Genomic DNA, 19,438 nt, shown 5'->3' with positions numbered 1-19,438 from the left:
ACAGCTGCGACTTAGTTGGGCGGGATTAGCCGTTGAGCTTCCCGGCCAGACGCTCGCGCATCCGGATGCTCGCTTCGTTGAGGCCGATGAACTCCACCTCGCGACCATGGTTCCGGTATTTTTCGGTGACGGAATCCAGCACGGCAATGGTGGACGCGTCCCACAAATGCGAGTTACGCAGATCGATCACCACGCGATCTATGCCTTCTGCGGAATCTTTTGCGTAATCGAACTGGGTGTACAGGTCACTGGATGAGGCGAAGAAGAGTTCACCGTCCACTGTGTAGGTCGCAACAGTCTGGCCGTTGAGCTCCAGTTCCGTCCGCTCCACCGTGGCGAAGTGGGCCACCCGCCGGGCGAACAGCACCATGGCGGTCAAAACGCCGACGCCGACACCCACTGCCAGGTTATGGGTGGCCACAACGGCAGCAACAGTGAGGAGCATGACGGCGGTCTCAGACTTGGGCAGGCGCCTCAAGGTGGATGGGCGGATGGAGTGCCAGTCGAAGGTGATGAGCGAAACGAAGATCATCACTGCCACGAGCGCCGCCATGGGAATCATCCCCACGACGTCGCCAAGGACCACCACCAGGACCAGCAGGAAGACGCCGGCCAGGAACGTGGACAGCCGTGTCCTGGCGCCGGATCCCTTCACGTTGATCATGGTCTGCCCAATGACGGCACAACCACCCAGGCCGCCCAGGAAGCCCGTTACGATGTTCGCTGCTCCCTGCCCCCAGGAGACCCGGGTCTTGTTGGACCGCGTATCAGTGATGTCATCAACCAACTTGGCCGTCATGAGCGACTCAAGCAGGCCGACCAGCGCCATGGACAAGGAGAACGGCGCGATGATTTGGAAGGTCTCCATGGTCAAGGGCACGTTGGGCAGGAAGAACCCAGGCAGGCTGTCCGGCAACTCTCCCTTGTCGCTGACGGTGGGAACATCGATGTGCCCGAGGGCCGTAACCAGCGTGATGAGGACGATTGCCACCAAGGGCGCGGGCACTGCTGTTGTCAGGCGTGGCAGGCCGAACACGATCACCAACCCGACGGCAACGATCGGATAGACCATCCACGGCACCCCGAAGAGTTCGGGCATCTGGGACATGAATACCAGGATGGCCAAGGCATTGACGAAGCCGATCATCACGGACCGCGGGATGAACCGCATGAGCCGCGTGACGCCCAAGGCAGCGAGGATGATCTGGAAGACTCCCGCCAGGATGATGGTGGCAATCAGGTAGTCGAGGCCGTGTTCCTTCATGACCGGTGCAATGACCAGCGCAACGGCGCCGGTTGCCGCCGAGATCATGGCCGGGCGTCCGCCGACGATTGCCGTGACCACACCCATGGTGAAGGACGCGAACAAGCCTATTCGGGGGTCCACCCCGGCGATCACCGAGAACGCAATTGCCTCCGGAATGAGCGCCAATGCCACGACCAAGCCGGCCAAGGATTCGGTCAGGAGGCGGCGGGGCGAGCGGAAAGTCGCCCGCAGGGACATGAGTTGCTCCGGAGTCATGGGTCCTTAAAGTGCAGTCTGGCGGTAGCGCTCAATCTGCTTAAGACGCCGCAGGAGGCTGTCGCGCCGCGGGTGCGGAACGACGTCGGGCGCCTCAGCGGTGAGATCAATGTGTTCGGTCCCGTACTGCCACAGCAGAAGGTCGTCCAAGAGGCGGTCCGGGCCGGGGGAGTAACGGTGGTCCAAGGCCTTGCGGACCTCGGTAATCCGGTTGGCGCTGAGCAGCCCGGCGAGTTCCACGGTCTTGGTGAGTCCGTGGGCTGCAAGGAGTTCGGCGGCCCATCCCCAGTCGTCATCTACTTTACGGTCTACGTGCGGCAGCAGGGTACGCCAGACGTCACGTACACGGTTGGGAGTGAGCGGTGAGGCACCCTCGCCTTCGAGGTCCCAGTAGCCACGAACTTCCTCATACCGCTCGTGGAGATCGGCGAACGCGGTCTCCACGGTTTCCAGCATGGCGGCCGTGGCGGTGAATTGACGGTCGAAGTGCGGGGTCCAGGCCCGGGGGTCCTCCGCCTTGAAGCGGATGTCGTGTTCGATCTCGCTCCACGCGTGGGCGAACACCGTGCGGATCTGGCATTCGAAGAAGTAGCTGCCGTTGGCGGGCAGATCCGGATTGAAGACCTGCTGGTACTCCTTCACGGTCTCGTTCTGGATGGTCCGCAAAATGAGGTGCCTGCTGGAATAGCCGTACGTTCCGGACTCGATGGAGCCGATGTCCTTTTCCCGGTCCCCACGGCAATCGAAGAGCTGGCGCTGGCGCTTGATGATGTTGGCTACCGCGGCGTTCTCTGCGGGCAGTTTTGTGATGACCCGGATGCCGACCATGTCATTCAGCGTCCGGAACGGGTCCGGGAACTTGAGCACGCGAGGGCCACCCGGCTCCAGGGGTTCCTCCGTCCGGGAGATCTTCTCGCGGAACGAATCGACGGTCTTGGTGCGGCCGGTAACGAACAACGGCGTCACCTCGGCGTCGTTGAGCAAGTCCCGAAGGGTCAGCAAAACGTCACGGGTAACACGCTTAAGTGCAGGGCGCACCCGCTCGTAAAGTTGGACGTTGGCCTCCACCGCTTTGCGCTGATCGAGGTCCAAGCTGTCCCAGTTGCTTGCCATGGTTCCAGCTTACGGTGCGGCCCTGACAGCGAAACCGGACGCCCCGCCGTCGAACTGCTGCTAGCCAAACCGGCGGCCGCTCGCGATAGGCTCGATACAAAGGAGGGCGCAATGTTGCGGCACAAGTACAGCTACGGCGAACACCCCAGTCAGTGGGGCGAACTCTTCATACCTGAACCACACAACGGAAACCACCGGGGCCCGGCGGCCGTGGCGGGAGGTGTCGCCGTCGTGATCCACGGCGGCTATTGGCGCTCCCAGTACGGCGCAGAGCTGGGTGAACCCCTTGCCCGCGACCTCGCGGCCCATGGCATTACCGCCTGGAACCTTGAATACCGGAGGGCTGGAAACGGCGGCGGCTGGCCGCATACCTTCGAAGACATCCTTGCCGGCATCGACTATCTGGCACAGATCGCCGGCAACCATGACCTCCAGCTCGGCAAGGTGGTGGCACTGGGCCACTCCGCCGGCGGGCACCTTGCGGTATGGGCCGCCGGCCGTGGCCGGTTGTCCTCCATCGGAACGCCCGACGCCGATCGGCAGCTGGAGCGCGGACCGGAAGAAGAAGCCGTGCACCTGACCGGCGTCGTGAGCCAGTCCGGTCTCCTGAACCTTGCAGCGGCCGAACGCCTGAACCTCAGCAACGGCGCGGTCTGCAACCTGATGGGCGGAGATTCGGCAAGATACCCCAAACGGCATAAATACGCCGACCCCATGACGTCCCTCCCGATCGACGTTCCTGTGTATGCCGTTCACGCCATGAATGATGAGGATGTTCCGGCGAGCCAGTCCGAGGCCTACGTCGCAGCAAGCAACGCATCCGGCGGCTCGGCACAACTCCTGAGGGTTCCGGGGGACCACTTCGACCTCATCGACCCGAAGGCCGTGGCCTACAAGAAGTGCCGCGAACTGGTTCAGCGCCTGCTCTCCTGACCGCTGGTTCAGCCCAACGTCCTCTGGCAGAGTTGTCCCATGCTGACTGTTATTGGCGAGGCCCTTGTTGACGTCGTCCAGCGTTCCAGCGGGATAGAAGCCCACGTTGGCGGCAGCCCGCTCAACGTTGCCGTGGGCCTGGCGCGGCTGGACCATCCCGTCCAATTCCTGGGCCGGTACGGAAAGGACGCTTACGGGGATTCCGTGGGCGCCCACCTGCGGTCCAGTTCAGTCATGGTTCCGCTTCCGCCCGACGACAAGCCCACCAGCGTGGCCACCGCCCTGGTGGACGACGACGGCGCCGCCACCTACACGTTCGATCTCGCCTGGGACGTCCCCGGACTCATCGGGCGGCTGCCCCTCATGCTGCAAGGTGCCACTCTGCTGCACACGGGGTCCATCGCCGCTTTCCTGGAACCCGGGGCCGCGGAAGTGCTCGCCGCCGTCGAGTTCGCCCACCCACGATGCACCGTCAGCTTCGACCCCAATTGCCGCCCCAGCATCATCACTGACAGGGAATATGCCCGCAAGCAGGCCGAACGCTTCGTGAGCCTCGCGGACGTGGTCAAGGCATCGGACGAAGACCTTGAATGGCTCTACCCGGGCGAAGATGTCCTGGACTCGGCCCGTCGCTGGATGGCATTGGGCGGCCATGAGGGGCCCGCCATGGTGGTGGTGACGCGCGGAGCACGGGGCCCTTGGGGGATCACGCGTGCAGGCGAAACCCAGGTTCCGGCACCGCTGGTAGATGTGGTGGACACGGTGGGTGCCGGTGACTCGTTCATGGCCGGTCTCTTGTCAGCCATCGTGGACCGCGGGCTGGACGGCGCCCAGAACCGCGATGAACTCCGCGCCATGCCGGCCGAAGCCCTCGCCGCCATCATGGACCACGCAGCGAGGGCTGCGGCCGTCACCGTTTCACGCGCCGGAGCCAATCCGCCGTCGAGGGCTGAACTGAACCACGCCTAGAACTCAGGCGGCGCCGTGTCCTTCAGCGACTTCTTCTCCCGCCTTGACCGGTCCCGGGGGTGTGCCGTCACCGAAGGGACGCCCGCCGAGGGACTCCCGGCCGTGCGGAGTCAACCATCCGGACAAGTCCGGCCCCGCCGGGACGATCTGCGTCGGGTTGATGTCCTCGTGGACGATGTAATAGTGCTGCTTGATCTGCACGAAGTCGATGGTGTCCCCGAACCCGGGCGTCTGGAACAGGTCCCGTGCGTAGGCCCACAATGCCGGCATCTCGGTGAGCTTGTTCCGGTTGCACTTGAAGTGGCCGTGGTAGACAGCGTCGAACCTTGCCAGGGTGGTGAAGAGGCGGACGTCGGCCTCCGTGATGGTGTCTCCCACAAGGAAGCGCTGTTGGGAAAGGCGTTGTTCCAACCAGTCCATCGCCGTCCATAGCCGCTGGTAGGCGGCTTCATATGCTTCCTGGGACCCCGCGAAACCACAGCGGTAGACGCCGTTGTTGATTTCGGTAAAGACCCGCTTGTTGACCTCGTCGATTTCCTGCCGCAAGTGCTCGGGGTACAGCTTGGGAGCTCCGGGGCGGTGGAATTCCGTCCACTCGGTGGAGAAGTCCAGGGTGATCTGCGGAAAGTTGTTGGTGACTACGGCGCCGCTGGGAATGTCCACAAGCGCGGGGACCGTGATGCCCCGCGGGTAGTCCGGGAAACGACGGAAGAAAGCTTCCTGCAAACGTTCGATTCCCAGCACCGGGTCCTTGCCGTCGGGGTCGAGATCAAACGTCCAGGAACGGGCGTCATGAGTCGGGCCGGGCTGGCCGAGGCTGATGGCATCCTCAAGGCCCAGGAGCCTGCGCACTATGACTGTGCGGTTGGCCCACGGGCACGCCCTGGCAGCGATGAGGCGGTACCGGCCGGCTTCCACGGGCCAGCCGGGTTCGCCGTTTGGTCCCTGCGTGCCGTCCCGGGTGATGCGGTCCTCAATGTAGTTGGTGTCCCGGTTGAACTCGCCGCCGGTGACGTATGCGCCTTTTGTGCTGTACTCCTGGGTCGTTTTCTCACTCATGGACCCACACTATGTTGTGCTTCTCTCCGCAGGCGAGGGCCGGGGGAAACGCCGGGGCTACCCACGTAGACTGGCATGATGCGGCTCGTAGCAAGTGATATTGACGGCACCATCCTCGGTCACGACGGAAAAATCAGCGCCAGGACCATCAGGGCCTTCCAGGCCTGCCGCGACGCCGGGGTGGAACTCGTCTTTGTTACCGGCCGCCCGCCGCGCTGGCTGTACCCGCTCGAGGAGCAGCTCGGCCACAGCGGAATCGTCATTTGTTCCAACGGTGCCGTTGTCTGGGACCCTGCTGCAGGGAAGCCCATCTCGTCGACGGCGCTGGACATCACGGCTGTCTTTGAAGCGCGGCGAATCATCAAGTCGATCAGGCCTGACGCTTTGTTCGGGGCGGAGACCCTCCACGGCTTCCACCTTGAACCCGGCTTTATCGAAAACGAAACCAGCGAGCTGCTCGGGGAATTCACTCCCGCCCCCTTGGACCGGACACTGACGGCCGCTGACGCAGTGGTGAAGTTCCTGGCCATCACCCGGGACGGCACCCCGGACGAGTTCCTCGCGGAAGTGGGACCCGCCGTCGCGCACCTGGTGGCTACTACGCACTCTGCGCCCCGGACCGCTTTGCTGGAGATGTCCGTGCCAGGCATCAACAAAGCCGTGACGCTCGCAAAGTATGCCGAATCGCTGGGCATTGAAGCGGCTGACGTCGTGGCCTTCGGTGATATGCCCAACGACATCGAGATGCTGCGTTGGGCCGGCCACGGCTATGCCATGGCCAGCGGACACCCGGAGGCGATCCTCGCTGCCGGCCGGCAGGCTCCGCATTTCGACGACGACGGTGTGGCCCAGATCCTCGAAGCGAAGCTGGCCGGGGAGAAGGTCTAAGCCCTCAAGGGTGCCGCACGCCCTCACCGGCGAGGATTGCCCGGTAGCCCTCCTTGTAGCTCGGGTAGGTGAAGGTAAAGCCGGTGGACCGGAGCCGCTGGTTCGAACAGCGTTTGTCTCCTGGGCCGCCGTCGGACGCAGGCCCTGCCGGAGGTTCCGGAAGCTGCAATTCGTTGGCGAGGAAGCGCAAAACGTCGCCCAGTTCAGACGATTCGTTGTCCACGCCCACGTAGACCGCATCCGGTTCCTGTTCCATGGTGGCCAAATGGACGATCATGGCAGCGGCGTCGTCGCGGTGGATGCGGTTGGTGTGCTTGGGCTGGGACGGGATGACGGCCTTGCCGGAGCGGACCTGGTCAATGAGCCGGGTCCTTCCAGGTCCATAGATCCCTCCAAGCCGCAGGACCACAGCTTGGGATTCGCCGGCGCGGGCAAAGAGCAACTCCTCCGCCTCCAGGAGAATCTTTCCGCTGAAACGGGTGGGTTCGGTGGGGGTCGATTCGTCCACCACGGCTCCACCTGCGTCCGGGTAGACGGCCGTCGAGGAGATGAACAAGATGCGCCGGGGCGGAACAGCCTGGCGGTCCACGGCATCCAGGACGTGTGCCAGCCCGTCCACGTATGCGGCCCGGTAGGCCTCCTCGGTGGAAGCGTCAGCGGCCAGCGCGATCACTACGGTGCCGGCATCTTCCGGAAGTGCCGGAACCTCTTGCGACAAGTCGGCGCGGACGCCACGTATTTCCCGGGGTAGCTTCTCCGGGGAACGCCGAAGACCGATCACTTCATGTCCCGCCGCCGCGAATCGCAGGCCCGCTTCAGTTCCGAGGTCGCCGCAACCGGCAATCAACACAGTCATCCCAATAGTCTGCCAGCCGCCACCGCGGGCGGCCCGATTCCTCAGTTACGCTACCCGTGTGACGCTGCCCTACTTTCTTCGCAAGGACGGTTCTTTTGGTCCTCTGGCATTGGCCCATCGAGGGTTCTCCCTGGATGGGTTGGAGAACTCGATGGCAGCCTTCCACGCAGCTGTTGAGCTGGGGACCGTCCACGTTGAGACCGATGTCCACACGACCGCGGACCGGCTTTTGGTGGTTTTCCATGACGCCTCTTTGGACCGGGTGACGAATGCTGCAGGGCGGATCGCCGAGCTGACCGGTGACGAGGTTACCCAAGCCTGCATCGGCGGCGTCGAACCTGTACCGACTTTCGACCAGCTCGTCACAGCCCTTCCCGGCGCGAAACTGAATCTGGACGTCAAGGACTGGAACTCGGTGGGTCCCATGGCGGAAGCCATCGAACGGCACGGCATCCACAGCCAGGTCCTCGTCACCAGCTTCTCGGACCGCCGCAGACGGGCCGTCCTGAAGCGCTTGGACAAACGGGTTGCGTCCTCGGCGGGCTCTACCCTCACCGCCCTTTTTGTCTTCCTGGGCCCAATACTTCCGGCCGCGTTGGCGCGTAAGCTGCTTGCCGACGTCGACGTCTTCCAAGTGCCCGTCCGTTACGGCCGCTTTCGCGTAGTAAGCGAAGGCTTCATTCGCCGCGCACATCGCATCGACCGCCTCGTCCACGTATGGACCATCAACGAGCGGGCGGAGATGGAGCGGCTGTTGGACCTGGGTGTGGACGGAATTGTGTCCGACCGGCTGGACCTGCTCAAACAAGTGCTGATTGAGCGGGACGACTGGGTATGAGGACCTTGGCCACCCGTTAGTCGAGTCAGAGATCCTGTTCGCTCTCGATGGCCGCAGGGCGCAGCTGTGCTGCCCGGATGCGCTCAAGGTCGAACTTGGGGCCGCGATCGAACGTGAAGATACCGTTCTTCTCCTGGAAGACGTCCGTCAACTGCGTGTAGCAGTACCCGAACATATCCGCGTTCTCCAGGAGGACGCGGCACAGGCCTTCGAACCGTTCATAGAATTCCTCTTCGCTGGCCACGCGCTGACCGTAACCCCAGGAACTTGCCACATCATTGCCGGCTTCAGCGGCCTGCCTGGCCTCTTCCTCGTTCCACCAGATACCCCCGAACTCGGAGACGAAGTAGGGCTGTCCGGAGTAGGGGACCGAGTAATCCCCTCCGTCGGGGGTGCGGTTGAGGAAAGGCTTGCCGGTGGCGAGGCCCTCCTGCTGGAGGCGGAACTTGTCCGGATCCTGCTCGTAGGAGTGGGAATCGTAGATGTCCGTCTCCCGGATCCGGTGGGAGTAGCCCGAGGCATCGATTACCGGGCGCGTGGGATCGGCCAGCTTGGTGGCTAGGAACATGGCCTGCGTGACGTCGTCCAGCACGGTGATGCGGTCATGGAGGAGTTGGTGTGTTTCATTGAGCGGGCACCAGCCGATGATGGACGGATGGTTGAAGTCGCGCTGCAACACCTCCAACCACTGGGCAACGAAGCTCGCTGTGGGCTTCTGGTTGTGGCCGACCGTTCCTCCGCCGGACACGCCCCAGTCCCCGAACTCGCCCCAGACGAGGTAGCCCAAGCGATCCGCGTGGTAGAGGAAACGCTCCTCGAAGACCTTCTGGTGGAGCCGGGCACCGTTGAAACCTGCGGCCATGGAGAGTTCGATGTCCTTGACCAGCGCTGCATCGTCCGGCGACGTCATGAGTGAGTCGGGCCAGTAGCCCTGGTCCAGAACAAGCCGCTGGAATACGGGCTTGCCGTTGATGCGTACCACTTTGCCGTCCAGCGCCACGGACCTGACAGCGGCGTAGCTGGCCACGTGGTCCACCGGCGAACCAGTGGCGTCCTCGATGGCCACCTCAAGGTCATATAGGAAGGGATCCTCGGGTGACCACGGCCGAAGTTCATCCTGCGGTATGCCGAGCCGGAGCGATGGCGATAGGTCCAGGTCCGCCCGCACCGAGGCTTCCGCTACGGTGGTGCCGGCGTTCCTGAGGATGGCCTTGATGGTGTGGCCTGCGCGGTTCTGCGAGAGGGGAACCTCTAGAGCCAGACTGGAATCGGCAAGGTTGGGAGTAATCCGGAGGTGCTTGATGTGGACCTCGGGAACCGCTTCAAGCCACACCGTCTGCCAGATCCCCGTGGTGCGCGTGTACTGGCAGTGGGTGTTGTTGTACCAGGTGGCTTGCTTGCCGCGTGCCTGCATCTCATGCCGGGAGTCCCTGGCCCGCACCACCAGCACTGCGTCCTCGCCGGGTTCGGCCAATCCGCTGAGATCTGCCGTGAAGGGGGTGAAGCCGCCGCGATGCCGGGCCACCTCCACTCCGTTGACCCATACCGTGGCATCGTGATCCACGGCGCCGAAATGGAGCAGGACCTTCTTCCCGGCCCATTCCCCGGGAACGGTGATGGTGCGCCGGTACCAGACGGCCTCCATGAAGTCCACGTGCTCTACGCCGGACAGGGCCGACTCGGGAGCGAAGGGAACCAGGATCTCCCCGGTGAGCTCCCGTGTGGTGAGGCCGCGCTCCCATCCTGAGTCGCCGGCGTCGATCTCGAATCCCCACGTGCCGTTGAGGTTCAACCAGGTGTCCCGGACCAGTTGCGGCCGCGGGTGCTCAGGTTTGGGAAGGGCGTGGTTGCTGGCGACTGTCAAGGCAGCTCCTTAGAAGGCAGGCTCGTTTTTACAACGTTAGAATCTTTCGCGTCCGGATGCGAGGCTTTGGGCGGCTATGTGGATTATCCGCGAGGAAAGTCGTGGCATGAGAGTCTGGTTAATACAGTCCAGCCGCCGCAAGGAGATTGACGTGACCCAGTACCGCTTGGCCATCCTTGACGACTACCAGCAGGTCTCCAGCGATTACGCGCCGTGGGATTCACTGCTCGACGACGGCGTGAAGGTCACGGTCTTCAGCGCACCTTTCGTGTCGGAGGAGCAGGCGGTGGCGGCATTGGCGCCGTTCGACATCATCGTTGCCATGCGCGAACGCACCCGATTCCCGCGTCATGTCCTCGAAGAGCTGGGCAACCTGCAACTCCTGGTCACCACGGGGATGGCCAACGCGGCGATCGACATGGATGCCGCATCTGAGCGTGGCATCGTGGTGTGCGGTACGGCCGGGTCCCCGGCAGCAGCTCCGGAGATGACCTGGTCCCTCTTGTTGGCATTCGCCCGCAACCTCGTGGCGGAGGAGAACTCGCTCCGGGCAGGCGGGTGGCAGTCCGCCGTCGGGTTTGAACTCGAAGGAAAGACGCTCGGAATTGTTGGCCTCGGCAAGATCGGCTCCCGGATCGCGCGGTACGCGCAGGCGTTCGGCATGGACGTCCTGGCCTGGAGCCAGAACCTCACGTCTGAAGCCGCGAAGGCTGCCGGTGCCCGAAAGGTCACTAAGGAGGAGCTGTTCCGCGAGTCCGACGTCGTCACGCTCCACCTGCGGCTATCGGAGCGTACCAGGGGGATTGTGGGAGCCAACGAGTTGCGCCTCCTTGGTCCCGAAGGTTTGCTGGTCAACACCGCCCGCGGACCTTTGGTGGACGAGGCTGCGCTGATCCGGGCGCTGGAGGAGGGGTGGATCCGCGGGGCTGCGTTGGATGTTTTCGACGATGAGCCGCTCCCCGCAGGGCACGCGCTGCTGCATTCCCCACGGACGGTCCTCTCGCCACACATCGGCTATGTGACGCACGAAAGCTACCGCCAGTTCTACGGCGGAGCGTTCGAGGACGTCAAGGGCTGGCTGGCGGACACCCCTGTCAGGGTGTTGAACGGCTGAGCCCGGGCGCTGTGGCGCACCCGTTAGCGCTGATCGCACCCGTTACGACGCGACGGCGCACCCCTTCGCGCTGACCGCGCCCGTTGCTACGGTAGCGGTTGGCGGAAAAGGATGCGACCCCCTCGCCGCCAACTAACCCGGCGCCGAAACACGTCTCATTATGCGACTCATTACGCGATCGGCAAGCGCTTTCCCGCAAAGGACTGGCAAGATAGACCCATGCGTATCCTCATCGCCCCTGACAAGTTCAAGGGATCACTGACCGCCGCCGAAGCCGCGTCAGCCATGGCAGAAGGTGCCCTCCGCGTCTACCCGGACGCCGTCACTACCCAATTCCCCGTAGCCGATGGCGGCGAAGGCACCCTCGACGCCGCCATTGCCGCTGGTTACGAAGAGCGGAACAACGCCGTTGTTGGCCCGATCCTCAAGCCCGTCGGCGCCTCGTGGGCCATTCAGAAGAACTCCTTCGGTGGAGCGACAGCGGTCATCGAGACTGCCCAGGCCTCCGGCCTCGCACACATGGAACCCACCCCGGAGAACTCCCTGCGCGCCCATAGCTACGGTTGCGGCCAGCTCATCGCCGCCGCCCTCGACGCCGGTGCCACCGAGATAGTGCTGGGCTTGGGCGGCTCGGCAATGTCCGACGGCGGCAGCGGAGCCTTGCGTGCCTTGGGGCTCAAGCCCGTGGACTCGGCAGGTAACGTAGTGCCGCTTGGCGGAGGTTCCTTGGCCGACGTCGTCGCCTTGGACGTATCCGGGCTCGACCCGAGGCTGTCCAGCGTCAAGTTCCGGATCGCCGTCGACGTCCAAAACCCGCTGTACGGCACCGAAGGCGCCGCCCATGTTTTCGGCCCCCAGAAGGGTGCCGACGAAGAGGCTGTCGAAAAGCTCGACGCCGGACTCCGCAACTGGGCATCGCTCCTGCGGGAATCCACGGGCCGCGACGTGAACGTTCCGGGTGCCGGGGCGGCAGGTGGCTTCCCGGCGTCGTTCCTTGCCTTCACCGATTCCGCGCTGGAAGGCGGATTCGCCCTCGTGGCGGGCCTGACGGGCTTGGCGAAGCACTTGGCTGAGGCCGATCTGGTGATCACCGGCGAAGGGTCCATGGACGAGCAATCGCTCACGGGTAAGGCCCCGATTGCGCTGGCCGACGCTGCCAGCGTGCACGGCATCCCGGTGGTGGCTGTTGCCGGCCGCATCACGGTCACGCCCGAGGACTTGGCAAAACACGGAATCGTGGCTGCCGCCCAGCTGCTGGACGTAGCCCAGCGCAAGGACGGACTTCCCGATGTTGCGGATGCGGTGGCCAACGCCGGAAAGTACGTTGCGTGGGCCACGAGCCAGGTGCTTGAGGGCGCTTAGGAGCTACTGGCGGTAGCCCTCCACTTCGCTGATGGGGCGGGCTTCGGCTTCGTCCGGGTCCTCACCGGCATCCCGCTTCGCGCGGCGCTGGCGCAGGAGGTCCCAGCATTGGTCCAGCTGGGCCTCTACCTGGGCAAGCCGTGCCCGGTTGTCATCGCCGTCGTCCACTGCTTCGTCGCGAAGTCGGTGTTCTTCTTCCACCAGCGACTGAATGCGTTCCAGAATGTCTTGGTTCTCCATGACTGTCTCCTCTGTTGCTTGCTTTTCTTCGGTTAGCGCTCAGGCGGGGCCGTTGGCGCGGGCTATGGACACTGCTGCTTCCACTCCGCCAGTCCACGGTTCGCCATGGCCCGGTAGTACGAGCTCGGCCTTGGTGGCGGCCAGCTGTTTGAGTGACGCCAGGTTCAACGCGCTGTCCGCGGTCGCCGCTCCTGCCACAATGCGGGGTCCCTTGTTTTGGGTATAAGGGTCCAGGGTGACCAGCGCATCTCCGCTGAATAGGATGCCGCGCTCCCTCAGGAACAGGGCGCAGTGTCCGCTGGTGTGCCCGGGTGAGAACACGATCTCCGGGCTGCCAGGAACCGGAAGTGCGCCAGTACCCGGAAAATGCCGAACATCATCGATGCCCGGAACCTTCAAGGCGCCGGCCCTGGCCATGCTTGCCATTACCGGCAGGCCCCTCGGGTGCGTCAGTGAAAAGACAAAGCGTGAGCGTTCGTGGCGGTAGCGGTAGGGGTGTTTGGCGATGAAGGCGTCCTCTGCGTGCACCCAAACGGGAATCTTGAGTTCCAGATGCAGCCGTTTGGCAAGGCCAAGGTGGTCGAAGTGCGCGTGAGTCAATACCAGCGCGCGGATATCTTGGAGCGAGAAGCCCTGCCCTTGCAGCGCACGTTCCAACGGCGTCCACATTGCCGGCAGGCCGGAATCCACCAGGGTGAGTCCTTCCCAGCCCTCAACAACGTAGAAGTTGACGTAGGCATCCGAGAAGCGGTGCACGCCGTCGGCGACCTCGGTCATGGTCATGATGGTCCTCCTGGGGGCTCCGCACGAACGGCGGGTCATCCCACCATAAGCATCCTTAGTATTTGGGGGCAAGGGTGTGCCTGGGGGTAGGCGCTTGGATGGTGGGCGCGGCGATTTTTTGTGCGCAGGAATTTCCTGCGAAAAAAGCGGGCTGGATAAAAAAATAAAAGTAGGTATGGTGAAGTTACTGCGAGTTTGAAAGGAGTAATTATCCATGGCCAGAAAAACGCCTGGCGGCGGTGCTGCCAAGAAGGCTGGAAAGACCATCCTGGAAAAGCGCGCCGAAAAAAGGGCAAAGGCTGAGAGCAGCGGCAACATCTTCACCAAGCCGCGCAAGAACCAGCGCTAGCAAGAGCTGGCCCCGTCCGGACTCCTAGCCGCGACGGGGCCCTCCTTGCGGCTCACTGCAAATGCAGAATTTCTAATGTGGTTAGTAGAAGCTGCTTGCATATTTCAGGCGAGCGGCTTAAAGCGCCGCACTAAAAACTTCGAGGATCCGTCCTCTTGAAGTGCGCGCCGGCGTATTTTGAGTTCCAGTGAATTTCTTGGTCCCTTTCGGCGCCGATCCTCGATATCCGACGACGGCGGGCCCTGGGTAGTCTGCTTCCAGTCGTGCGGCGCATTGGCTTACGAGCCCACCGCCCCCGCGGGTGTGTAAAGCGGCCGGCTCTTAACACCGGGGGTTTCATGCGCTAGGTTTATCCAACCTGCGTCGGGCTGGCTGGGGAGCGCACGCCACGTCTAACGAAGCGAGGTAATGCAATGCGAATCAGAATTCTCTCTGCTGCACTGTGCGTCGGTGCGCTGACGGCGCTGTCGGCCACACCGGCTTTTGCCGCCGGGAAAGTGGAACAGGGTCCGCAGAACTCGAACTCCATTTGTTCGTTTTCGGGACTGAATGATGACCCGGATGCGGCATACCCGGAGGGTGGTCGGGTCCAGTCATATGGTCAAGGCGTCAGGCAGGGGCTCAAGGATGAGCTGGCGGCAATGGGCGAGTCACCCGCGCTGCTATGTAACGCCAAGAACCTTCCTTGGCAGACGGTGACCGGTAGCCACTAGACAATCGAAACGGCGCGTCCTGGCCGCGTTCCGGCAGGGCGCGCTGCTTTCTGTGGTCGCGCGCGCCGGTGAGCCAAGGCGCAGTGCGGGGGCCGGCGTCGGGCTTTTAGTCCTTGCGCAGACTGTAAGTGGTGATGACGTTGCCCTTTGAGGTGGCGTACTGGTCCTTGAGTAGCAGCCGATTGAGGGGGTCGCCCTCCTCGAAGAGGCGGCGGCCGCTCCCGGCAATCACGGGGTGGGTCATGAGGGTCAATTCGTCCAGGACGCCGGCGAAGAATAGCTGCCGGACCAGGGAGATGCTCCCGCAGACTGCGATTTCCCCGCCGTCACGGGACTTGAGTTCCGTGACGAAATCCTCGACGTCGCCGTCGATCAGGCGCGAGTTCTGCCATTCCAGCGGCTCGGTTAACGTCCGCGATGCGACGTACTTCTCGACGGGGTTGATGAAGTTCGCGAAGTCGTCATCCTGTGACGCGTTGGGCCAGTACTGGGCCCATTCCTGGTAGCTCACCCGCCCCAACACCACGGTGTCTACTGTGGTGATCATCTTGCCAAGACCCTGACCGAGCTCCGCATCGAAGCTGTCGAACTGAAACTTGAAAGGGTCCTGAACCACGCCGTCCACGGAGTGGAAGAGCCCGGCGGTGACTTTGCGCATGAATGCCTCCAGATCGAACGTCAGGCCCACTGTAGTTATTGTCGGTCAGCGAAGGAAGTCTATTGCCTATTCGCTGTTACATGTAACGTTAACCGCATGAGTGTAAGAGAGCGAGTGAGTGAGCATCGCCGGCGCATGCGTGAGGCGGGCTTCCGGTCCATACAGGTCTGGGTTCCCGATACGCGTGCCAAGAACTTCGCTGCGGAGGCACATCGGCAGTCGGCTATGGCGGCGGACGCTGCCACGCACTCCGACGACCAAGAGTGGATCGAGGCCGTGTCCGTTTCCTGGGATGACGAGTGAGGGGTGACATCTGGACTGTTGCGGGAGGTGTTTTTGCCTCGAAGCCACGTCCCGCCCTGGTTATTCAGGATGATCGCTTCGACGCCAACGACTCTCTGACTGTCCTGCCGTTGACGTCGACACTTGTGGACATTCCATTATTGAGAATCCCTGTCCAGCCCTCTGAACTTTCAGGCCTTGTGCGCGAGAGTCACATTATGATCGACAAGCTGACCACCGTCCGCCGCGCCAGCGTGCAGACGCGCGTTGGGCGTCTTGCGCCAGTTCAGATGGTGGAGGTTGAAAGGGCGCTGCTGGTCTTCCTTGGCATTGCTTAGCAAGGGCTGAGTGGAAGGTGTCTGGCAATCCGCGCCTTCCCGCTAGGCGGCGGCAGTCGTCAGTCGCGGTGTGCGGGAGGGGAGTGCTGTTACGTTGCTCTTCTCCGGGCTGAGCAAAACGGGAATCTCGCAAAGGCCCGCGTAAAGCTGTAGTTCGTCCAGTGCATCGGCATCAACTGTGGCTTCCGAAAGATCCATCCGAACGTCCAGGCCGCTGCCCAGGCTCTTGGTGCGCTGAACCACGGGGTAGAGGCCCTGAAGGCTGGTGAGGGTAACGCGACCGGTCGCTGCGATCTGGATCTGTTCGCCGTCAACGTCGACGCGAACAACTACGGAGAGCTTCTCGCTGGTCAATGTGTTGCCTTTCATTGGGTAGCTGCCACGCTGCAGCCTCCCCAGCCTAAGCATCGGATGTGATCTACGCAACATTACGACGAGAAGCTGGTCCTGCATTTGCTGTTTGATGCGGTGGTGCGGTGCGTGGGGGAGGCAAGTGCCGCCGTCGTAAGTCTTGTGAACTACGACGGCGGCACTTGCCGTGTGTGGGTCGTGCGCGGGTAGCGCTACGCTGTCTGGCCAGCGTGCTGGCCCTCGGAGATTTCCTCGACGAGCTTGCTGTTGAAGGCCGGGAGGTCGTCAGGGTTGCGGCTGGTGACCAGGCCCTGATCGACGACGACTTCCTCGTCGCTCCAGTTGGCGCCGGCGTTGCGGAGATCCGTCTGGAGCGTGTGGTACGACGTGACGTTGCGTCCCTTGATGACGCCGGCTTCAATGAGGATCCACGGGCCGTGGCAAATTGATGCCACCGGCTTGTGCTGCTCGAAGAAAGCGCGGGTGAAGTTCTGCGCGTCCTTGTCGACGCGGAGGTGGTCGGCGTTCACCACGCCGCCCGGGAGGACCAAGGCGTCAAAGTCTGATGCGTCGGCGTCTGCTACGGCGAGGTCGACATCGAAGGTGTCACCCTTATCCACGCCGTTGAAGCCTTGGAGCTTGCCCTTTTCGAGGGCGACGAGGGTGGGTTCGCCTCCGGCGTCCTTAACGGCCTGCCATGGGCTGGTGAGCTCCACCTGCTCCACGCCGTCCGTCAACAGGAAGGCGACCTTCTTGCCTGCAATGTTGTGTTCTGACATTCTTCCTCCTCCTGTTTGCTGCTAGGTCTCGAACGCTTGTGGCGTCCGAAACCCCGGCTGGCACAAGGTGCTGCCGTTGCTCTGAGAGTTGTTTGCCTGACCTGATCCAGCCTAGGAAAACCGAAAGTAATAAGCAAGCTGACTATTAAGTTCTGTGGCACGGCCGCTTACCTTGCCTATCGTTTAACGATAACCTTTGATTGTTGTTCGATAGGAAGGGTGGCAGTGGGAAAGCTGGCAGTATTGGCGCTCCGGTTGGTGATCGGCGTTGTGTTGGCGGGGTCGCTGTTTGTTCAGGTGTGGATGGTTCCATTGCTTTCAACGGACCTGGAGCAGGCCGGCGCGCCGGAGGCAGCACGGATAGCCTTCCTGGTGATCGTTGTCCTGGGCATCCTGTGCGTGCAGGTAGTGGCCGTATGTGTTTGGAGGCTACTGACAATGGTGCGCCGCGGCACGGTCTTCTCGAACGGGGCCTTCAAATTCGTGGACATCATCTTTTGGGCTGTTTCAGCAGCGGCGGTGTTGGTGTTTTCCATCGCCGCCCTGCTGGCTCCGGGTGACGTAGCCCCGGGGGTCGTGTTGTTGATCTGCGGTGCAGCGCTCATGGTTGGCGGTGTCGCCTTGGTGATTCTGGTGCTGCGGACCCTGCTGGCCCAGGCTGTAGCGCGAGAGGTTGAGGCTGCCGGTCTCCGCGCCGAACTCGACGAGGTGATCTGATGCCGATCGTCGTGGACATTGACGTGATGCTGGCCAAGCGGAAGATGCCTGCCGGCGTCTTGGCGGAACGGGTTGGAATCACTCCTGCCAACCTTGCCGTGTTGAAGAACGGGCGTGCGAAGGCTGTACGGTTCACCACCCTCGAAGCACTGTGCGAGGTGCTGGAGTGCCAGCCGGGGGACTTGTTGCGATGGGAGGCTGAGGTCCCGGCCAACCGCTGACGTTGTGGGGAGATCCACGCCGCATCCGCGTCAGGAGCTGGTCCCAGCCTCCTACTTCCCCTTCTTCCCGCTGCGCTTCGCTGCGGCGTTCATCGCCGACTTCACTGCCGGCGGCAGCCCCTCAGTCTCGGTTTCGGGTTCGGCCACGGTCCCGCGCCAACGGGCCAGGCCCTTCATGCCGTGGTAGATCACCAGGGCAGCAGCAGAGCCAAGGGCAATGCCCGTGAACTTCAGTTCGCCGATGGTCCATGTGTAGTCCGCGATACCGATGATCAAGGCCACTGCAGTCGTGGTGAGGTTGATCGGGTTGGAGAAGTTGACCTTGTTCTGGACCCAGATCTTCACGCCGAGGATGCCGATCATGCCGTACAGCATGGTGGCGGCACCGCCCAGGACGCCCGGGGGCACGGTTGCGATCAGTTCACCGAACTTCGGTGAGAAGCTCAGCAGGATCGCAAAGATACCAGCCACCCAGTAGGCCGCCGTCGAATAGACCTTGGTAGCGGCCATAACGCCGATGTTTTCCGCGTACGTCGTGGTGCCGGAGCCGCCGCCGAATCCGGCAAGTACCGTCGCGGCGCCGTCGGCCATCAACGCGCGCCCGGAGACGCCGTCGAGGTTTTGCCCCGTCATCGCAGCTACGGATTTCACGTGCCCGACGTTCTCAGCCACCAGCACAAGGACGACGGGTACGAACAGACCCACCACGCCGAGGTGGAACTCGGGCGTCTGGAACGTCGGGAGGCCGATCCACGCGGCGGCGTCCATCTTTTCGTAGCTGACTTCGCCGCGCATCATCGCCACGAGGTACCCCACCACGACGCCCACCAGAATGCTAAGCCGGCCCAGGATCCCGCGGAACAGCACGCTGACCAGGATGATCGTCACCAAGGTGATCAGCGCCGTCACCGGGGCGAGGTCGAAGTTGTTCTTGGCCGCAGGCGCGAGGTTCAAGCCGATCAGCGCCACGATTGCACCGGTGACGATCGGCGGCATCAGCCGGTTGATCCATTCGGCACCGAATTTCTGCACCACGGCGCCAATAAGCGCCAGTACGACGCCGGCAAGCACCACGCCGCCCAAGGCGCCGGCAACGCCGTACTGCTGCTGGGACGCCATGATGGGTGCGATGAATGCGAAGCTCGACCCCAGATAGCTGGGCACCCGACCCTTGGTGATCACGAGGAACAACAGTGTGCCGACGCCGGAGAAGAACAGCGTGGTGGCCGGGGGCATGCCGGTGATGATCGGTACGAGGAAGGTTGCGCCGAACATCGCTACGACGTGCTGCATGCCGATGCCGATGGTCAGGGGCCACGCGAGCCGCTCGTCGGGGGACACCACGTGGCCTGGCCGAATGGTCTTGCCGTCGCCGTGGAGCTTCCATTTGATGCCGAGCATGCTCATGGCAGGCCTTCCTCAGAAGAATGTTTTGGGTTCGGTGCAACATTACCGCCGTTGCGTGGCTTGCCCTAGGCGCCGTATCTGC

23 protein-coding genes are annotated in these 19,438 nt (G+C 63.1%); 12 read left to right on the top strand and 11 right to left on the bottom strand.

What is annotated here, in order from left to right; genetic code table 11:
* Positions 1-25: 25 nt before the first annotated feature.
* Together HMI59_RS20770 and HMI59_RS20765 are read right to left on the bottom strand one after the other, a co-directional pair.
* On the bottom strand, positions 26-1,522 hold the full coding sequence (locus tag HMI59_RS20770; RefSeq protein ID WP_193592393.1) for a SulP family inorganic anion transporter: 1,497 nt from the start codon (positions 1,520-1,522) through the stop codon (positions 26-28).
* 6 nt (positions 1,523-1,528) lie between these two features.
* Positions 1,529-2,635 carry a GTP pyrophosphokinase family protein gene (locus tag HMI59_RS20765; protein ID WP_193592392.1) on the bottom strand — a complete coding sequence of 369 codons (1,107 nt, stop codon included), beginning with the start codon at positions 2,633-2,635 and terminating at the stop codon, positions 1,529-1,531.
* Positions 2,636-2,746: 111 nt separating this feature from the next.
* On the opposite strand from HMI59_RS20765, the gene HMI59_RS20760 reads away from it, so the two are divergent.
* Positions 2,747-3,568, top strand: a complete 822-nt coding sequence (locus tag HMI59_RS20760; RefSeq protein WP_179013056.1) for an alpha/beta hydrolase — start codon at positions 2,747-2,749, stop codon at positions 3,566-3,568.
* A gap of 39 nt (positions 3,569-3,607) precedes the next feature.
* Positions 3,608-4,537, top strand: coding sequence for a carbohydrate kinase (locus tag HMI59_RS20755; RefSeq protein WP_193592391.1), 930 nt, complete (start codon positions 3,608-3,610; stop codon positions 4,535-4,537).
* Positions 4,538-4,540: 3 nt separating this feature from the next.
* On the opposite strand, the gene HMI59_RS20750 is transcribed toward HMI59_RS20755, so the two are convergent.
* Positions 4,541-5,596 carry a glutathione S-transferase family protein gene (locus HMI59_RS20750; RefSeq protein WP_193592390.1) on the bottom strand — a complete coding sequence of 352 codons (1,056 nt, stop codon included), beginning with the start codon at positions 5,594-5,596 and terminating at the stop codon, positions 4,541-4,543.
* A gap of 78 nt (positions 5,597-5,674) precedes the next feature.
* Between HMI59_RS20750 and HMI59_RS20745 the strand changes: the two genes are divergently transcribed.
* The gene (locus tag HMI59_RS20745) at positions 5,675-6,484 is read left to right on the top strand and encodes an HAD family hydrolase (RefSeq protein WP_166184980.1); all 810 of its coding nucleotides are present in this window, start codon (positions 5,675-5,677) and stop codon (positions 6,482-6,484) included.
* Positions 6,485-6,488: 4 nt separating this feature from the next.
* On the opposite strand, the gene HMI59_RS20740 is transcribed toward HMI59_RS20745, so the two are convergent.
* Entirely contained in the window at positions 6,489-7,340 is an 852-nt protein-coding gene (locus HMI59_RS20740) for an SDR family oxidoreductase (protein WP_193592389.1), read from the bottom strand.
* 58 nt (positions 7,341-7,398) lie between these two features.
* Here HMI59_RS20740 and HMI59_RS20735 point away from each other — a divergent pair, with 58 nt between their 5' ends.
* Positions 7,399-8,178 (top strand): glycerophosphodiester phosphodiesterase family protein, encoded by a 780-nt coding sequence (locus HMI59_RS20735; protein WP_193592388.1) that lies wholly within the window; start codon positions 7,399-7,401, stop codon positions 8,176-8,178.
* A gap of 25 nt (positions 8,179-8,203) precedes the next feature.
* Here HMI59_RS20735 and HMI59_RS20730 read toward each other — a convergent pair whose 3' ends face one another.
* Positions 8,204-10,042 (bottom strand): glycoside hydrolase family 2 protein, encoded by a 1,839-nt coding sequence (locus HMI59_RS20730; protein ID WP_193592387.1) that lies wholly within the window; start codon positions 10,040-10,042, stop codon positions 8,204-8,206.
* Positions 10,043-10,193: 151 nt separating this feature from the next.
* Here HMI59_RS20730 and HMI59_RS20725 point away from each other — a divergent pair, with 151 nt between their 5' ends.
* Positions 10,194-11,156 carry a D-2-hydroxyacid dehydrogenase family protein gene (locus tag HMI59_RS20725; protein WP_227471475.1) on the top strand — a complete coding sequence of 321 codons (963 nt, stop codon included), beginning with the start codon at positions 10,194-10,196 and terminating at the stop codon, positions 11,154-11,156.
* A 219-nt stretch (positions 11,157-11,375) separates the two neighbouring features.
* Positions 11,376-12,518, top strand: a complete 1,143-nt coding sequence (locus tag HMI59_RS20720; protein ID WP_193592385.1) for a glycerate kinase — start codon at positions 11,376-11,378, stop codon at positions 12,516-12,518.
* Positions 12,519-12,521: 3 nt separating this feature from the next.
* Here the strand turns inward: HMI59_RS20720 and HMI59_RS20715 are convergent, their stop codons facing one another.
* On the bottom strand, positions 12,522-12,758 hold the full coding sequence (locus HMI59_RS20715) for a DUF2630 family protein (protein ID WP_069696621.1): 237 nt from the start codon (positions 12,756-12,758) through the stop codon (positions 12,522-12,524).
* A gap of 39 nt (positions 12,759-12,797) precedes the next feature.
* Positions 12,798-13,541: an MBL fold metallo-hydrolase gene (locus HMI59_RS20710; RefSeq protein ID WP_193592384.1), complete on the bottom strand. Its 744-nt coding sequence runs from the start codon at positions 13,539-13,541 to the stop codon at positions 12,798-12,800.
* A gap of 214 nt (positions 13,542-13,755) precedes the next feature.
* Here HMI59_RS20710 and HMI59_RS26000 point away from each other — a divergent pair, with 214 nt between their 5' ends.
* Both HMI59_RS26000 and HMI59_RS20705 read left to right on the top strand, forming a co-directional pair.
* Positions 13,756-13,890: a hypothetical protein gene (locus HMI59_RS26000; RefSeq protein WP_021473227.1), complete on the top strand. Its 135-nt coding sequence runs from the start codon at positions 13,756-13,758 to the stop codon at positions 13,888-13,890.
* A 413-nt stretch (positions 13,891-14,303) separates the two neighbouring features.
* Positions 14,304-14,603 carry a hypothetical protein gene (locus tag HMI59_RS20705; RefSeq protein WP_193592383.1) on the top strand — a complete coding sequence of 100 codons (300 nt, stop codon included), beginning with the start codon at positions 14,304-14,306 and terminating at the stop codon, positions 14,601-14,603.
* Positions 14,604-14,709: 106 nt separating this feature from the next.
* On the opposite strand, the gene HMI59_RS20700 is transcribed toward HMI59_RS20705, so the two are convergent.
* Complete coding sequence (locus HMI59_RS20700; protein WP_193593847.1) at positions 14,710-15,261, bottom strand: dihydrofolate reductase family protein; 552 nt, start codon at positions 15,259-15,261, stop codon at positions 14,710-14,712.
* Between the two features lie 114 nt (positions 15,262-15,375).
* On the opposite strand from HMI59_RS20700, the gene HMI59_RS20695 reads away from it, so the two are divergent.
* Together HMI59_RS20695 and HMI59_RS20690 are read left to right on the top strand one after the other, a co-directional pair.
* Positions 15,376-15,564 (top strand): antitoxin MazE family protein, encoded by a 189-nt coding sequence (locus HMI59_RS20695; RefSeq protein WP_255527631.1) that lies wholly within the window; start codon positions 15,376-15,378, stop codon positions 15,562-15,564.
* Positions 15,561-15,881: a type II toxin-antitoxin system PemK/MazF family toxin gene (locus HMI59_RS20690; RefSeq protein WP_193592381.1), complete on the top strand. Its 321-nt coding sequence runs from the start codon at positions 15,561-15,563 to the stop codon at positions 15,879-15,881. The genes HMI59_RS20695 and HMI59_RS20690 overlap by 4 nt, the downstream gene beginning before the upstream one ends.
* Positions 15,882-15,923: 42 nt before the next feature.
* Here the strand turns inward: HMI59_RS20690 and HMI59_RS20685 are convergent, their stop codons facing one another.
* Positions 15,924-16,250, bottom strand: coding sequence for a hypothetical protein (locus HMI59_RS20685; RefSeq protein ID WP_193592380.1), 327 nt, complete (start codon positions 16,248-16,250; stop codon positions 15,924-15,926).
* A gap of 194 nt (positions 16,251-16,444) precedes the next feature.
* Positions 16,445-17,011, bottom strand: a complete 567-nt coding sequence (locus tag HMI59_RS20680) for a type 1 glutamine amidotransferase domain-containing protein (RefSeq protein ID WP_021473230.1) — start codon at positions 17,009-17,011, stop codon at positions 16,445-16,447.
* A 225-nt stretch (positions 17,012-17,236) separates the two neighbouring features.
* Here HMI59_RS20680 and HMI59_RS20675 point away from each other — a divergent pair, with 225 nt between their 5' ends.
* Together HMI59_RS20675 and HMI59_RS20670 are read left to right on the top strand one after the other, a co-directional pair.
* Positions 17,237-17,728 (top strand): DUF2975 domain-containing protein, encoded by a 492-nt coding sequence (locus tag HMI59_RS20675; protein WP_193592379.1) that lies wholly within the window; start codon positions 17,237-17,239, stop codon positions 17,726-17,728.
* Positions 17,728-17,949: a helix-turn-helix transcriptional regulator gene (locus HMI59_RS20670; RefSeq protein WP_021473232.1), complete on the top strand. Its 222-nt coding sequence runs from the start codon at positions 17,728-17,730 to the stop codon at positions 17,947-17,949. Before HMI59_RS20675 ends, HMI59_RS20670 begins: the two co-directional genes overlap by 1 nt.
* 51 nt (positions 17,950-18,000) lie before the next feature.
* Here HMI59_RS20670 and HMI59_RS20665 read toward each other — a convergent pair whose 3' ends face one another.
* The gene (locus HMI59_RS20665) at positions 18,001-19,356 is read right to left on the bottom strand and encodes a uracil-xanthine permease family protein (RefSeq protein WP_193592378.1); all 1,356 of its coding nucleotides are present in this window, start codon (positions 19,354-19,356) and stop codon (positions 18,001-18,003) included.
* Positions 19,357-19,438 lie beyond the last annotated feature (82 nt).

The sequence above is a fragment of the Paenarthrobacter sp. YJN-5 genome (genome assembly GCF_015040095.1).
Taxonomy (GTDB): domain Bacteria; phylum Actinomycetota; class Actinomycetes; order Actinomycetales; family Micrococcaceae; genus Arthrobacter; species Arthrobacter ureafaciens.
The sequence above is the reverse complement of the archived record's forward strand: the minus strand, read 5'-3'. Positions and strand labels throughout refer to the sequence as shown.